We start from the raw sequence: 15,456 nt of genomic DNA, 5'->3' as shown, positions 1-15,456 counted from the left end.
GATAGGAACTGTCAGATCTCCTTGCCACGCTTGCGCATCTCGGCGCGGAAGTTGCCCATCACGGTCTCGGAGAAGCTCTGGGCCCAGGAGTTCATGAAGGCCATGCTCTGCCCGATGGCGCGCGGCTCGGCTTCGATCAGCTTCTTGCCCAGCGGCGACTTGTAGAAGGTGACGAGATCCTTCAGCTCCTGCTCGGTGAACTCGCTGGCATAGATCTGCGCCATGCCATCGCCTATTTCGCTCTCGCGGCCCTTGAGCTGCTGGGCGACGAGGTGGGCGACCTCGGTGAGGTCCTTCTGATAGTTGAGGTTCTGCTGGATCAGCGCGTTCTTGGTCTTGTCGACCAGGGCGGGCACGGCGGTGGCGTACATCGCACTGGCGTTCTTGATCGCCAGGATCTCCTTGGCCGCCGCGAGGGCCGCCGGCGACGATTTCGGCGCCGCTGCCTGCTGGGCCCCGGCCGGGACGACCGAAAGGGCCAATCCCACAGCGAGGGTCGCGGCCGGCAAGAATCTCAAAACGCTCTTCATTCTCAGTCTCCTTTCGGCTTTCGCCGTTCAATCACGCGGATTCCATCGCCACCCGCCAAAACAGCCGAGCTGGCCAAGCCGATGAACAAACCATGCTCGACGACGCCGGGGATCGCGCTCAACGCCGTGGCGAGGCGGGCGGGATCCTCAATCTTTTCGAGCTGGGCATCGACGATCCAGTGGCCGCCATCGGTGACGAAAACGTGGCCGTCCTTGCCGTTGCGGACCGCCATCTGCCCGGAAACGCCGCATTCCGCGAACGCCTTCTCGACAGCGCGACGCGTTGCGCCGAGCCCGAACGGGATGACTTCGACCGGCAGCGGAAAGCGGCCGAGTGTCGGCACCCATTTGGTGTCGTCGGCAATCACGATCATGCGATCCGAAGCGGCCGCCACGATTTTCTCGCGCAACAGCGCGCCGCCGCCCCCCTTGATCAGATTGAGTTCGGGGTCGATCTCGTCGGCGCCGTCGACGGTGATGTCGAGATGGTCGATCTCGTCCAGCGTGGTCAGCGGCACGCCGCAGCGGATTGCATCGAGGCGCGTCGCCTCGGAGGTCGGCACGCCGATCACGTTCAGTCCGGCGCGGACCCGCTCGCCGAGCAGCTCGACGAAATGTTTTGCGGTCGAGCCGGTGCCGAGCCCGAGCTGCATGCCGTCGCGGACCTCCTCGAGGGCGCGCGCCGCAGCCTGCCGCTTCAACTGGTCCATGTTCACGTTTGCGCCGTCCCTGAATTACGAGTGTTAGGCTTGCGGCGGCCTGTGTAGCCTCGTTTTCCCTCGGAGAACAGGGTCTGGGGGAACAGGCTTCCGGGCCCAGCTTATAAGGTGATCTTATGGCTTCGGCCCTTGCGCGGGCGGGGCCGGGCCGGTAGCGCTGGGCCATGACCCCCTCCCACACCATCGTCTTCGATCTCGACGGCACGCTTGTGGATACGGCGCCCGACCTGATCACCGCGCTCAATTACGTGCTCGACCGCGAAGGGCTGCCGCCGGTGCCGATGGCCTCGGCCCGCAACATGATCGGCGCCGGCGCCCGCAAGCTGATCGAACGGGGGCTGGAGGCCGAGGGCCGCAGCGTCACGGTTGCCGACATGGACCGGATGACGGCCGATTTCATCGCCTATTACGCCGACAATATCGCCGTCGAATCCCGGCCCTTCGAGGGGCTGGAGGCCGCGCTCGACCAGTTTGCGGCTCAGGGCCATCGCCTCGCGGTCTGCACCAACAAGCTGGAATGGCTGTCGAAGCGCCTGCTGGACCAGCTCGACCTGAGCCGGCGCTTCGCCGCGATCTGCGGCGCCGACACTTTTGGCGTCCAGAAGCCCGATCCGACCATTTTCCGCGAAACGGTGGCGCGGGCCGGCGGCGAGGTCAAAGCCAGCATCATGGTCGGCGACGCCGGACCCGATGTCGGCGTGGCCCGGCGCGCCGGAGTTCCCGTGATCGGGGTGAGCTTCGGCTATACTGACGTGCCGATCGCCGAGCTGAAGCCGGACCGGCTGATCCATCATATGCGCGACCTGCCGGCCGCCGCCAGCAGCCTGATGACTGCGCAGGCAACCCTCAAGTAGCTGAGATAGCTTGGTTATTCCACGGAATCCCGCGTTAACCATCTATTAACTATGCGCGGCCGGCCGGTTGCTTGCTTGGAACGACGCTCCTAAGTTCACTTGGGATGTGGCGGTTCGCCGCACTAGGTTGATGGTCATGCGTCGTGTCATCGCGATTGCGTTAGCTGGGGCAAGCCTCCTTGGGGCAACGAGCCTTGCCGGCTGCTCCTCGATGTCTTCGGTTTCCTGGGACATGTTCAAATCGGCCCCGCCGACCGTCCAGGTCCGGCTCGAATCCAATCCCCCGGGTGCTGACGCCACGACCTCATTGGGTGCAGGCTGCAAGACCCCCTGCTCCGTGTCGGTTCCCGCCCCCGACGCCCCCTTCACGGTGGCTTTCGCGCTGCCAAAACACCAGCCGGTGAGCGTGCCGGTGAACGTCGTCAGGAATCCCGGCGACTTCACGACGCCCGCCTCGGTCACCACCGACCCCAACCCGGTCTTCGCGGAGCTCCAGCCGGCCATTCCACCGAAACCGGTCCGCAAGCCGCACCGGCCGAAGAAGCCGAAGCCGGCGGCGCCCGCCGCTGCCCCGGCGGCTGCTGCCGCACCGGCCGCGGGCTCGCCGTTCCCCGATCCGAACACGGGCAAGCGCTGACCTCCGCTAAAGCCCCAATTGTCTCTGACGCGTCCGATGCTTAGATTGCTTCTGAAGCACAGCTGAAGCAAAGCTGCTCCCGTCGCCGCAAGTGACAAGGCATTTGGTATGAACGCACTTTCCGCGAGCCCCCGCGCCGCGCTGTCGAGCGCGATGACCGATCCGTTCGGACGGACCATCTCGTATTTGCGCGTGTCCGTCACCGACCGCTGCGACCTGCGCTGCTTCTACTGCATGTCGGAAGACATGACGTTCCTGCCCAAGGCGGACCTGCTGACGCTGGAGGAACTCGATCGGCTCTGCTCGGCCTTCATTGCCAAGGGCGTGAAGAAGCTGCGGCTCACTGGCGGCGAGCCGCTGGTCCGCCGCAACGTGATGACGCTGGTGCGCTCGCTGTCGCGGCATCTCAAGAGCGGCGCGCTGAGCGAGCTGACGCTGACCACCAACGGCACCCAGCTTGCGAAACACGCAACCGAGCTCGCCGATTGCGGCGTCCGCCGCATCAACGTCTCCCTCGACACGCTCGACCCGCAGAAGTTTCGCGAGATCACCCGGTGGGGCGAGATCGACAAGGTGCTGGAGGGCATCGAGGCGGCACGCGCTGCAGGCCTCGCGGTCAAGATCAACGCCGTGGCGCTGAAGAACCTCAACGAGGACGAACTTCCCGACCTGATGCGCTGGGCCCACGGCAAGAGCATGGGGCTGACGCTGATCGAGGTCATGCCGATGGGCGAGATCGGATCGGGACGAATCGATCAATACCTGCCGCTGTCGCTGGTGCGCGCGCGTCTCACCCAGCAATTCACGCTGACGGATCTGGCCGAGAGCACCGGCGGGCCGGCGCGCTATGTCAGCGTCGCCGAGACCGGCGGCAAGCTCGGCTTCATCACCCCGATGACTCATAATTTCTGCGAATCCTGCAACCGCGTGCGCGTCACCTGCACGGGAACGCTGCACACCTGCCTCGGCCACGAGGATGCCTCCGATTTGCGCAAACCTCTGCGTGCATCGGACGACGATTCGCTGCTTGCGGATGCGATCGACCGCGCCATTGGGCTGAAGCCCAAGGGCCACGATTTCATCATCGACCGCCGCCACGACCGCCCCAGCGTCAGCAGGCACATGAGTGTCACCGGCGGCTAGCATCGGCTGCCCGGCCGCGGCTTATTCCCCTTAACTATCAACAAACTTCCGATTGACTGGCGGCAAACTCGCTGGTTTGGTGCGGCTGCCTCATGCCTGCGCGGCGAGACAAGCCAACGCGCCACTCGGCGCAGTCAAGACGGCCGGGGCAAATCGGGGAGGACCAATCTTGCAAGCGCTCCTGAAGCTGAGCAATGGAATTGACGCGTTCACACGTTGGACGGGCAAGCGTCTGGCTTGGCTGATCCTGGTCGCCGTCGTCATCTCGGCGCTGAATGCGATCATTCGGAAGACGTTGGACACGTCGTCCAACTCGTGGCTCGAGCTGCAATGGGTGCTTTTCAGCATCGTGTTCCTGCTGTGCTCGTCCTGGACGCTGCTCGACAACGAGCACATCCGGATCGACATCTTCAACAGCATGATGCCGAAGCGGGCTCGCAACATCATCGACATCATCGGGCACATCTTCTTCCTGATCCCGCTGACCGTTGTCATGATCGTGACCGGGGTACCGTTCTTCCTGCGCTCGCTTCAGATCAACGAGCAATCCGGTAATGCGGGCGGCCTGCCGCAATGGCCGGCCAAGTCGCTCATCATGATCGGCTTCGCGTTCCTGCTTGTTCAAGGCGTCTCCGAACTGATCAAACGGATCGCCGTCATGCGTGGCATGATTCCGGATCCCCACGAGTCGCAGATTTCGGCGCTGGAGGCCGAAGTCGAGCATCTCGTTGAAGCGATCGAACAGAAGTGATCGCCAAGCGGCATCGTAGGGGGATTCAATGACCGCGTTTATCGTCGCCAATATGGCGCCAATCATGTTCGCGACGCTGGTGATCGTGCTGCTGCTCGGCTACCCGGCTGCATTTTCGCTCGGCGCCGTCGGCCTGTTCTTCGCGATCATCGGCGTCGAGCTCGGGCAATTCCATCCGGACTTTCTGCAGGCCCTGCCCGAGCGCGTCTACGGCGTGATGAACAACGACACGCTGCTCGCCATTCCCTTCTTCACCTTCATGGGACTGGTGCTCGAACGCTCCGGCATGGCCGAGGATCTGCTCGACACCATCGGCCAGTTGTTCGGCACCATTCGCGGCGGTCTCGCCTACGCGGTGGTGTTCGTCGGCGCCCTGCTTGCGGCGACGACTGGCGTCGTGGCGGCGTCGGTGATCTCGATGGGCCTGATCTCGCTGCCGATCATGCTGCGCTACGGCTACGACCGCCGCGTGGCGACCGGCATCATCGCGGCCTCCGGCACGCTGGCGCAGATCATTCCGCCGTCGCTCGTCCTGATCGTGATGGCCGACCAGCTCGGCAAGTCGGTCGGCGACATGTACGAGGGCGCGTTCATTCCAGGCCTGGTGCTCGCCGGCCTCTATGCAAGTTACGCGTTCCTCGTGACCATGATTTTCCCGAAGGCCGCCCCGGGCCTGCCGAAGGAAGCCATCGGTTTCCGCGAGGAGAGCGGCGACCGCGGCCTCAGATCGCTCGGCGTGCTGTTCCTGGCGAGCTGCGTGTTCGGCTGGTTCATGATGCGGAATTCGGAGACACACGGCGCCGACTTCGTCGTGCTCAGCATGTTCTTCGGCATCCTCTTCGCGTTCTTCGTCGCCATCGCGAACTGGGTCCTCGACAAGCTGACGGGCTTCCGTTTCCTCTCGAAGATGGCGCAACAGACCACCTTTGTCATGGTGCCGCCGCTGTTCCTGATCTTCCTGGTGCTGGGCACGATCTTCATCGGTGTCGCGACGCCAACCGAAGGCGGTGCCATGGGTGCAGCCGGCGCCCTCATTCTCGGAGCCGCGAAGCGGCGCCTGACCTGGGACCTCGTTCGTCAGGCCACCGAATCGACGGCGAAGCTGTCCGCGTTCGTCGTCTTCATCCTGGTCGGCGCGCGCGTGTTCTCGCTCACCTTCTACGGCGTCAGCGGCCACGTCTGGGTCGAGCACCTGCTGACCTCCCTGCCCGGCGGCCAGGTCGGCTTCCTGATCTTCGTCAACGCCTTCGTGTTCGTGCTGGCGTTCTTCCTCGACTTCTTCGAACTCGCTTTCATCGTGATCCCATTGCTCGGGCCCGCGGCGGAGCATCTCGGCATCGACCTGATCTGGTTCGGCGTCATCCTCGGCGTCAACATGCAGACGTCGTTCATGCACCCACCATTCGGATTTGCGCTGTTCTATTTGCGCTCGGTCGCGCCGAAGGAGCGCTATACCGATCGTGTCACCGGCAAGCGGATGGAGCCGGTCACGACGGGACAGATCTATTGGGGCGCGGTGCCGTTCGTCGTGATCCAGATGATCATGGTGCTGCTCGTGATCATGTTCCCGTCGATGGTGATGCACTACAAGGGCGTGCAGTCCACCGTCGATCCCAACAGCATCAAGATCGAGATTCCCCAGATCGATCTGCCGCCGCTCGACTTCGGCCAGCCGAAGCAATAGCCCGGCCCGCCTGAAAAAAAGAACCCGGAGCTTTCGCTCCGGGTTTTTTCGTTTGGGCGGATCGTGCGTTCTGCGATCAGCTTTGCGAGTTGCGCGCCATGAAGTTGTCATAGCCGACTTCGGCGACCTGGAACCACTGATATCCGTTGTTCGAGAACGCGGTCAGCGATTCGTAGACCTTCTTGAAGTCCGCGTTGCTGGCCGAGACTTCGGTGTGCAGCTCCTTTGCCGCCTTGAAGCAGGCTTGCATGACCTCTGGCGAGAACGGATGCAGCTTGGCTCCGGCCGCGAGCAGACGCCGCAACGCTGGCGGATTAGACTGGTCATACTTCGCCATCATCCAGTTGTTGGCGTAGTGCCCCGCTTGCTCGAGGATGCTCTGATAGTGCTTCGGCAGCGCATTCCACTTGTCCTGGTTGACGAAGGCGAGAAGCATGGGCCCGCCTTCCCACCAGCCCGGGAAGTAATAATGCGGCGCGACCTTGACGAAGCCGAGCTTCTCGTCGTCATACGGTCCGACCCATTCGGCGGCGTCGATGGTGCCCTTCTCCAGCGCCGGATAAATGTCGCCACCCGCGATCTGCTGCGGCACCGCGCCGAGCTTGGCCATCACCTTTCCGGCGAAGCCGCCGATGCGGAACTTCAACCCGTTGAAGTCCTGGGGCGTCTTGACCTCCTTGCGGAACCAGCCACCCATCTGACAGCCGGTGTTGCCGGCAAGCAGCGAGACGACGTTGTACTTCTTGTAGAACTCGTTGAGGATGTCCCTGCCACCGCCGAGCGTGTACCAGGCCTGGTTGATGCGCATGTTCGGTCCGAACGGCACGGCCGAGCCGAAGGTGAAGGTCGGGTCCTTGCCGAAATAATAGTAGGACGCAGTGTGGCCGATTTCGCAGGTGCCGTTCTGCACGGCATCGAGCACCTGAAGCCCCGGCACGATCTCGCCGCCGGCAAATGTCTGAATCTGGAATTTGTTGTCGGTCGCTTCCGCGACCATCTTGGCCATCATCTCGGCGCCGCCATAGAGCGTATCGAGTGATTTCGGCCAGCTCGTCGGCATGCGCCATTTGATCTCGGGCGTCGTCTGCGCGATCGCTGGAGCGGCGAGCGTGGCGACACCCGCCGCACCAAGCCCGGTGACCTTGATAAAATCTCTTCTTTTCATGATTTCCTACCCTGATGGATTGTGACGGTGAGCCTTCTTGCCGAGGCTTGGACGCCAGCATGGAACATGTGTCGTCCGATTTCCATCCCTCACGATGTGAAGGACGAAAATGCTCAGCTCCCGCGCCCTCCGGTTCTACGACTTTAGGCTTAGAGGGCCAGCCGCCCTGGCGCTCCATATGATCTCCGTCTGGGCGGACCTGACCAGTGCGCCGGGCGCGTGACAAGCGCCGGAAACACGGGCATACCGCGCCATTCCCCCAACCTAGGCCGCCACGCATGTCTCGATCGCGCCCTGCTCCATCGCTCGTTGGTCCGTTGATCGCATCGCTCTGGCTGGCGTGTGCGGCAATGCCGGCGCATGCGGATTCCCGTGCGAATGTCGTGGCCGACGTCCATGCGCTGGCGCAAAAGGAGCAGCAGCCGCTGCTCGATACGCTGCGCGATCTCGTCAGCATCGAATCCGGCAGCAAGGATGTCGAAGGCCTGAACCAGATCGCCGAGCGCGTTGCCGGCCAGCTCAAGCAGCTCGGCGGCACGGTGGAGATCCTGCAACCCACCGACGTCTATCGCCTCGACGACACACCCGAGAAGATCGGTCCCGCCGTACACGCCGTATTCAAGGGCACAGGCAGCAAGAAGATCATGCTGATCGCCCACATGGACACGGTGTACCTGAAGGGCATGCTGAAGGATCAACCGTTCCGCATCGACGGCGACAAGGCCTACGGCCTCGGCATTGCCGACGACAAGCAGGGCGTCGCGCTCATTCTCCATACCGTGGCGCTGTTGCAGAAGCTGAGCTTCCGGGATTACGGCACGCTCACGGTGCTCACCAATGGCGACGAGGAGATCTCCTCACCGGGCTGGCGCAGCACCATCACCAGGTTCGCCGCGGATCAGGACGTGGTGTTCTCGTTTGAAGGCGGCGGCACCGACGGCACGCTGCGGCTGGCCACCAGCGGCATCGGCTCGGCCTATCTCACGGTGCAGGGCAAGTCGTCGCATGCAGGCTCGCGGCCCGAGGGCGGCGTCAATGCCCTGTACGAACTCTCCCATCAGCTGCTGCAAATGAAGGACCTGTCCAAACCAGAGCAGGGGCTGAAACTGAACTGGACGGTCTCCAAGGCCGGCACCAACCGCAACGTCATCCCCGCGGAGGCCACGGCCCAGGCCGACGCCCGTGCGCTCAAGGTCGCCGATTTCGACGAGCTGGAGAAGGCGCTGCAGGAGAAGATCAAGAATCACCTGCTGCCCGACTCCAAGGTCGCGCTCAAATTCGAGGTGCGTCGTCCGCCGCTGGAGGCCAACGACGCCTCACGCCGCGTGGCGGCCTACGGCAAGACCATCTATCAGGAGCTCGGATTACCCCTGAAGGTCGACGAGAAGGCGACCGGCGGCGGCACCGACGCCGCGTTTGCCGCGCTGAAGACCAGCGGAGCCGTGGTGGAAGGCATGGGCCTGTCGGGCTTCGGCGCGCATTCCAACGACGCCGAATATGTGCAGCTCAACAGCATCGTGCCGCGTCTCTATTTGACCACGCGCATGATCATGGATCTGTCCACCGGCAAGCTGAAATAAGCGCTCTCTTCCTTCTTCCCTCATGTCCGCCGGAGCCTTGGCGAAGGCGGATGTGGGAGACGGTGGCGCGTCAGTGCCGCACCACGTTCAATTCAACGTCGCCCGACTTCTCCGCCAGCCTGAACCGCAGCGTGAACTGCGCGCCGCCGCCCGGAAGATTCTCCACCGCAACCGTCGCCGCGTGATCATCTGCGACGGCGCGCACGATCGAGAGCCCGAGGCCGGCGCCGTCGCTGCGCTGGCGGTCGGCCCGCCAGAAGCGGTGGAAGATCAATTCGCGCTCGGCTTCCTCAATTCCCGGCCCGCAATCGCGCACGCGCACCGCACCGTCCTCGCTCACATCGACATCGACCGACGTGTCCTTTGCCGTGAACTTGATGGCGTTTTCGGCGAGATTGAAGATCGCACGCTGGAGCATCACGGAATTGCCGTGAATCAGCACCGGCGCCTCGCTGCCCCTCAGCGCGATATCCTTGTACTGCGCGATCGCGAGCGGCGCGATCGAACCGACCACCTCGGCGCAGACCGCGCGCAAATCCGCGGTCTCGCCGGGATCGAGCACCAGCGTGTCGAGTTCGGCGATCTCCAGCAGCTGCGCGACGATGCGGCTCATGCCCTCGATGTCGGCATGCAGCGCCTGCCTTGCAGCGCCGTCGCCGAGCGTCTCGATCCGCGTGCGCAGGATCGCGAGCGGCGTGCGCAATTGGTGCGCGGCGTCGGCGGTGAACTGCCGCTGCACCCGAAAGCCGTCCTCGAGGCGGTCGAGCGCCTGGTTGACGGCGGTGACGAGCGGCATGATCTCGCGCGGGATCTGCTCCGTCGGCAGGCGGATGTCGGTGCGCGCCGGACCGATATTGCTCGCCTCCTCGGAGGCCTTCCACAGCGGCGCAACAGCGCGGCGAAAGATGATGATGTCGATGCCGAGCAGGACCAGCAGGATCGGAATGGTGATCCACCCGACCCGCCGGAAGAAGTTCGACACGATGTCGTCGATGATGACGTCGCGGTGCGCCAGGTCCTCCGCGACGCGAATGCGCATCACCTTGCCGTCGATGGTGCGGGTGACGCCGGCACCTGAAATCGTCTCGGAGAGCGGCGGCGGCGCGGCCGGGGCAGTACCGGTCTTTCGACGCGACGAGAACAGCAGATGTCCTTCGGCATCGCGAATGTCGTACTGGTAGCGGCCATAGGCTTCCGAATAGAGACCCTTGAGACTGTCCGGCAGGTTGAACGTCAGCAGCCCGTCGGGCTGGGCGACGATGCGCTCGGCCAACACCTCGGCCTGGGCGCGCATGGCATCGCGATGCAGCTGGTCGATCTCGGAATTGAGCAGCCAGAACAGCACCAGCGGCAGGAAGATCGCGACCACCGCGACCGCCACGATGTGCAGGAATACGATGCGCCAGATCAGCGATTTGAACGTCGGCGACCTCGCACGGATCCCGGCGCGGAATCCGGCGTGAGGTCCGATCCGGGCCACGCTATTTCTCCTCGGCCATGAGATAGCCGACGCCGCGGATGGTGTGGATCACGACGTTGGCGCCATGCTCCGCGAGCTGCTTGCGCAGCCGCGAGACGTAGACCTCGACCGCGTTGGAGGCGACCTCGCCGTCGAGCCCGAAGATGTGGTCCTCGACGTTCTTCTTCGGCACCACCCTGCCCTGCCGGCGCAGCAGGATCTCGAGCACCGAGGTCTCGCGCGCGGAGATGATGCGCGGCTGATCGTCGACGAAGATCTGGCGGCTTTCGGTGTCATAGACGAGGTTGGCAAGGCGCAGCGAGCGGCCGAGCAACTGGCCAGGACGGCGCAGGATCGCTTCCAGCCGCGCCACCAGCTCCTCCATCGCGAACGGTTTTGCGAGATAGTCGTCGGCGCCGCTGCGCAGGCCGCTGACGCGATCCTGCAAGCCGCCGCGCGCGGTCAGCACCAGAACCGGCAAGGGCTCCATCTGCCGGCGCAGCTCGCGCAGCACCGACAGGCCATCGCCGTCGGGCAGTCCGAGGTCCAGGATCATCGCGGCATAGCTGACGCTGCTCACGGCTTCGCGCGCTTCGGCGGCACTGCCGACGATGTCGCTCTCATAGCCGGCCGCCGATAGCCCGCCGGCAACGAGCCGCGACAGCTCGGCATTGTCCTCGACGATCAAAAGGCGCATCGCATTGTCCCGCGGGATGGTCCGGTGTCACCGCACGGCTTCCGCCGCATCTTCGCTGTCTTCCATCATCCGGGGCATCTCGGCCAGCGGAAAAAGCACCGGCGGGCCGTCCGCCCCCTTCCGTCAGGTTCCTGTAAGCCAGTCAGGGCACGTGCGGATAAGGTCGCGGGTGGCGGACGTTTGCCTCTTGGGCCCGCCGCCGGCGTCGCATCGACCCTTCCAAGGAACGAACACCCCTGCGAACCGTTGAACTCAGCTGCAACATTTCTCATTTGATGGGGCGTCGTGCAGACCACCTAAGGTAATGCACATGCGGCTTGCACGACGAACACGTTCCAGCTCCCTTCTATCCGATTGCTTGACCGCCATCACGCGACATCCGGGTGCCGCCGCGTTTGCTGCCGCAGGGACCCTCGTTGCGGCTACCGCAATCATAAATCGGCGGCTCGCGAACAAAGCGCAACGCGATAATCCTCCGCAGGGTCGGTTCATCGACGTCGAGGGGGTTCGCCTGCACTATTTGGAACGCGGCAGGGGCAAGCCGCTGGTTTTGTTTCACGGCAATGGCAGCATGATCCAGGATTTCGACTCGAGTGGATTGATCGATCTCGCAGCCGAGAACTACAGGGTCATGGTGTTCGATCGTCCCGGTTTTGGGCATAGCTCGCGGCCGAGGCACGTCGTCTGGACCCCGGAGGCCCAAGCGGACCTGTTCAAGAAGGCGCTCGACCGGTTGGGCGTCTCTCAAGCGATTGTCTTTGGCCATTCGTGGGGAGCGTCGGTTGCGGTTGCGCTGGCGACAAGACATCCTCCGCTCGTGCAGGCTCTCGTGCTGGCCTCGGGTTATTATTTCCCGACGCCCCGCTCGGACAGCGCTACGTCCGTGCTATCCGCCCTACCGGTGGTCGGCGACGTCATCAGCTCCACGATTTCGCCGTTGGCCGGTCGGATGATGTGGCCCGCGATGTTGCGCAAGCTGTTTGGCCCGCGGCCGGTCCCGAACAAGTTCGCCGGCTTTCCGAAAGAAATGGCGCTCCGCCCATCACAGATGCGGGCCGCAGCGGCCGAAGCGACGATGTTGGTCCCCGCCGCATTCTCAGGTTCGAAGACCTATGCAGAACTCAAGATGCCGACGATCATTATCGCGGGTCAGAACGATCGTCTGATCGATATCAAGCAGTCGGTCAGGCTGCATGGCGAGATCAAGCAGAGCAAATTACGTCGCATCAACGGAGCGGGACACATGATTCATCAAACCGCAACCGCTGACGTGATGGCGGCTATCGACGAAGCTGCTGCCGAGGCCGTGTTGACTCATGGAAGGGAAGGCCCGGGCGTGCAGCAGCCCCGAGAGATTTCCGGCGCCTGACGAGCGCGAGGAGCCGCCCAAGCCAACAATTTCGGATTTTGCGATAATGCCTTTATGCCACTGTTTTGCCCGACGAGTCAAACGATCTCGCTGAAGCACGCGCGCCTGCCCGCTTTGACGCCCAAAAATACGAAGTTGCCCCCGACCGCGCGATGCTCGGGCGTGCCTGCCAATTAGCTCCATCGCATCAAGCTGTTGGCTGCACTCGCGGCGCCTTGTCCGCTCACCCCTCATCTACTGTGCATGGGGTTGTTTTTCAGATTTTTTGTTGGGCGCCCCACCCGTACCCCGGCGACGACGCCGCTCGGCGACTTCCGCCTCGCCTATTCCGATCGCGTCGTCCCATAGAAAAAGCCCGGCCTCGCGAACGAGACCGGGCGTGTCGTCTTGCTACTGCTTCGAAGATCAGCCGCGGGTGCGCGAGCGGATCATGAAGCTGTCGTAGGTGTACTCGGCAACCTGCCACCACAGATATTCGTCGGAGCGGTAGGCCTGCATGGCGTCGATCGACTTCTTGAAGTCGGGATTCTTGGCTGAGATCTCGCCCCACAATTCGTTGGTCGCCTTGAGACAGGCTTCCAGAACCTCATTGGTGAACGGGCGAAGCTGCGTTCCGCCGGCGACCAGACGCTTCAGGGCGCCGGGGTTCACCATGTCGTAGCGCGCGGCCATCCAAGTGTTGGTGTTGACGGTCGCGTTGGTGAGGATCGCCTGGTAGTTCTTCGGCAGCTCGTTCCACTTGTCGATGTTGGCGAAGGCGTGAACGGTCGGACCGCCTTCCCAGAAACCGGGGTAGTAGTAGTACTTCGCGACCTTGGCGAAGCCGAGCTTCTCGTCGTCGTAGGGACCGACCCATTCGGCCGCGTCGATGGTGCCCTTCTCGAGCGACGGATAGATGTCGCCGCCGGCGAGCTGCTGCGGCACCACGCCGACCTTCTGGAGCACCTGGCCGGCAATGCCGCCGATGCGCATCTTGAGGCCCGAGAGGTCGGCAACGGTCTTGATCTCCTTGCGGAACCAGCCGCCCATCTGGGTGCCGGTGTTGCCGCAGGGGAAGCCCACCACGCTCGACTTCTTGAAGAACTCGTTGGCGAGCTCGTTGCCGCCGCCCTGGTACAGCCAGGAATTCTGCTGGCGTGCGTTCAGGCCGAAAGGCACCGACGCGAAGATCGCGAAGGTCGGGTCCTTGCCGACGTAGTAATACGACACCGTGTGGCACATCTCGACGGTGCCCTTCTGCGTCGCATCCAGCGCCTGCAGGCCCGGGACGATTTCACCCGCCTGGAAGACCTGGATCTGAAACTTGTTGTCGGTCATCTCGGCGACGTACTTCGCCATCTGCTCGGCACCGCCATAGATGGTGTCAAGCGACTTCGGGAAGCTCGACGTCAGGCGCCACTTGATCTCGGGCGAGGACTGCGCGATCGCCGGCGAGGCCACCGCGGCGGTCGCCGCCGCGCCTGCTGCCGACACTTTCAGAAAATCACGACGCTTCATCTTCAGTCTCTCCTTGTTGGGGCGTTTCCCCTAACTTCCTCTTTGCTGCCGCTCATTCCGGCGACGCGTTCTTGGGCCGCGTCGAACCGAAGGGGCTTGACTGCCGTGGGCCTTTAACACGGAAGCCCCGCTTTCGAAACGCGACATTGGCATGACAGGGCTCTACGAAAGTCGCATGTCCCCAGCCTATTGGTTTGAAGGGATTGCTTAGATCCACTCAGGCCGCGGCGATGACGCCCTTGAGCTGGTCTCGCACCTGTCCCGCAATGGCGCGGTAGATCGCCGCATGGGGGCCGTCCGGCTCGCTGTCCACCACGGGCGTGCCGGCGTCCGAGGTGGCGCGAATCGCCATGTGCAGGGGGATCTCGCCGAGGAACGGTACACCAAGCTTCTCGGCCTCGTGGCGCGCGCCCCCATGGCCGAAAATGTCGGATTTCGTGCCGCATTGCGGACATTGGAAATAGCTCATGTTCTCGACGATGCCGAGCACGGGCACGTTGACCTTCTTGAACATCGCGAGCCCCCGCCTTGCGTCGATCAGGGAGAGGTCCTGCGGGGTCGAGACGATCACGGCCCCCTTCAAAGGGACGTTCTGGGCCAGCGTGAGCTGGGCATCGCCGGTGCCTGGCGGCATGTCGACGACGAGAACGTCGAGCTGGCCCCATGCGACGTCGCGCAGCATCTGCGTCACCGCCGACATCACCATCGGCCCGCGCCAGATCATCGCGGTCTCTTCCTCCACCAGGAAGCCGATCGACATGATGGCCAGGCCAAAGCGCCTGAGCGGAATCATCTTGCGCTCGCCATCCAGCTCCGGCTTCTCGTGAAGGCCCGTCAGCCGCGGCACCGAGGGACCGTAGATGTCGGCATCGAGCAGCCCGACCTTGAGGCCGAGGTCGCGCAGGCCCAGCGCAAGATTGAGCGCGGTGGTGGACTTGCCGACGCCGCCCTTGCCCGAGGCGACCGCGATCACGGCCGCGACGCCCGGAATCTCGGACTGCCGCGCCATCGGCGATTGGGCGCCGCCCTGCGGCGGCGGCTTGTGGGCGTGGACCGGCTGCACGCCCGGCGTACCGCGGCTGGGAGTTGGCGGCGGTGGTGGTGCCGCGCCGGCCTTGCGCTCGGCCGTGAGCGCCACCATGACCGTGGTGACGCCGGGAATGGCACGGACCGCGGCCTCGGCCTCGGCCCGGACGGATTCCCAGGCGCGCGCCTCGGCGGCATCGACATTGATCGAGAAGAACACCTTGCCATCGGCCGCGCTGATCGCGCTCAGCACATTGGCATTGGTGAGCGCGACCCCGCGGGGCGACTTGATCCTGGCGAGGCTGTCGAGAACCTGTTGCTGCGTCACGCTCAAAGCGCATCTCC

At 63.9% G+C, this 15,456-nt stretch carries 14 protein-coding genes; 7 read left to right on the top strand and 7 right to left on the bottom strand.

Annotated elements, in window-relative coordinates; translation table 11 throughout:
- Positions 1 to 11: 11 nt before the first annotated feature.
- Complete coding sequence (locus AC0L2F_RS10760; protein WP_007608774.1) at positions 12 to 530, bottom strand: DUF2059 domain-containing protein; 519 nt, start codon at positions 528 to 530, stop codon at positions 12 to 14.
- 2 nt (positions 531 to 532) lie between these two features.
- A complete protein-coding gene (gene rpiA / locus AC0L2F_RS10755; protein WP_035973990.1) occupies positions 533 to 1,246 on the bottom strand; it encodes a ribose-5-phosphate isomerase RpiA in 714 nt (237 codons plus the stop codon).
- 167 nt (positions 1,247 to 1,413) lie between these two features.
- Between rpiA and AC0L2F_RS10750 the strand changes: the two genes are divergently transcribed.
- The 5 genes from AC0L2F_RS10750 to AC0L2F_RS10730 all read left to right on the top strand — a co-directional run bounded on the left by AC0L2F_RS10750 (position 1,414) and on the right by AC0L2F_RS10730 (position 6,318).
- Positions 1,414 to 2,103 carry an HAD-IA family hydrolase gene (locus tag AC0L2F_RS10750; protein ID WP_473248353.1) on the top strand — a complete coding sequence of 230 codons (690 nt, stop codon included), beginning with the start codon at positions 1,414 to 1,416 and terminating at the stop codon, positions 2,101 to 2,103.
- A gap of 136 nt (positions 2,104 to 2,239) precedes the next feature.
- Positions 2,240 to 2,740, top strand: coding sequence for a hypothetical protein (locus AC0L2F_RS10745; RefSeq protein WP_473248352.1), 501 nt, complete (start codon positions 2,240 to 2,242; stop codon positions 2,738 to 2,740).
- A gap of 108 nt (positions 2,741 to 2,848) precedes the next feature.
- Positions 2,849 to 3,883, top strand: coding sequence for a GTP 3',8-cyclase MoaA (moaA, locus tag AC0L2F_RS10740; RefSeq protein ID WP_473248351.1), 1,035 nt, complete (start codon positions 2,849 to 2,851; stop codon positions 3,881 to 3,883).
- Positions 3,884 to 4,052: 169 nt separating this feature from the next.
- Complete coding sequence (locus AC0L2F_RS10735) at positions 4,053 to 4,634, top strand: TRAP transporter small permease subunit (protein WP_473248350.1); 582 nt, start codon at positions 4,053 to 4,055, stop codon at positions 4,632 to 4,634.
- A gap of 28 nt (positions 4,635 to 4,662) precedes the next feature.
- Positions 4,663 to 6,318 (top strand): TRAP transporter large permease, encoded by a 1,656-nt coding sequence (locus AC0L2F_RS10730; RefSeq protein WP_007608768.1) that lies wholly within the window; start codon positions 4,663 to 4,665, stop codon positions 6,316 to 6,318.
- 76 nt (positions 6,319 to 6,394) lie between these two features.
- Here the strand turns inward: AC0L2F_RS10730 and AC0L2F_RS10725 are convergent, their stop codons facing one another.
- The gene (locus AC0L2F_RS10725; protein ID WP_007608767.1) at positions 6,395 to 7,483 is read right to left on the bottom strand and encodes a TRAP transporter substrate-binding protein; all 1,089 of its coding nucleotides are present in this window, start codon (positions 7,481 to 7,483) and stop codon (positions 6,395 to 6,397) included.
- Positions 7,484 to 7,761: 278 nt separating this feature from the next.
- Between AC0L2F_RS10725 and AC0L2F_RS10720 the strand changes: the two genes are divergently transcribed.
- The gene (locus tag AC0L2F_RS10720; RefSeq protein WP_473248349.1) at positions 7,762 to 9,063 is read left to right on the top strand and encodes a M20/M25/M40 family metallo-hydrolase; all 1,302 of its coding nucleotides are present in this window, start codon (positions 7,762 to 7,764) and stop codon (positions 9,061 to 9,063) included.
- Between the two features lie 70 nt (positions 9,064 to 9,133).
- Here the strand turns inward: AC0L2F_RS10720 and AC0L2F_RS10715 are convergent, their stop codons facing one another.
- Entirely contained in the window at positions 9,134 to 10,543 is a 1,410-nt protein-coding gene (locus AC0L2F_RS10715) for an ATP-binding protein (RefSeq protein ID WP_473248348.1), read from the bottom strand.
- 1 nt (position 10,544) lies between these two features.
- Positions 10,545 to 11,219: a response regulator transcription factor gene (locus tag AC0L2F_RS10710; RefSeq protein ID WP_473248347.1), complete on the bottom strand. Its 675-nt coding sequence runs from the start codon at positions 11,217 to 11,219 to the stop codon at positions 10,545 to 10,547.
- 310 nt (positions 11,220 to 11,529) lie between these two features.
- Here AC0L2F_RS10710 and AC0L2F_RS10705 point away from each other — a divergent pair, with 310 nt between their 5' ends.
- Positions 11,530 to 12,588 (top strand): alpha/beta fold hydrolase, encoded by a 1,059-nt coding sequence (locus AC0L2F_RS10705; protein WP_473248346.1) that lies wholly within the window; start codon positions 11,530 to 11,532, stop codon positions 12,586 to 12,588.
- Between the two features lie 405 nt (positions 12,589 to 12,993).
- Here the strand turns inward: AC0L2F_RS10705 and AC0L2F_RS10700 are convergent, their stop codons facing one another.
- Both AC0L2F_RS10700 and AC0L2F_RS10695 read right to left on the bottom strand, forming a co-directional pair.
- Positions 12,994 to 14,085, bottom strand: coding sequence for a TRAP transporter substrate-binding protein (locus AC0L2F_RS10700; protein ID WP_007608753.1), 1,092 nt, complete (start codon positions 14,083 to 14,085; stop codon positions 12,994 to 12,996).
- Positions 14,086 to 14,302: 217 nt separating this feature from the next.
- Positions 14,303 to 15,445 (bottom strand): Mrp/NBP35 family ATP-binding protein, encoded by a 1,143-nt coding sequence (locus AC0L2F_RS10695; protein WP_007608752.1) that lies wholly within the window; start codon positions 15,443 to 15,445, stop codon positions 14,303 to 14,305.
- Positions 15,446 to 15,456 lie beyond the last annotated feature (11 nt).

It is taken from the genome of Bradyrhizobium sp. Ken64, from assembly GCF_055807555.1.
The sequence above is the reverse complement of the archived record's forward strand: the minus strand, read 5'-3'. Positions and strand labels throughout refer to the sequence as shown.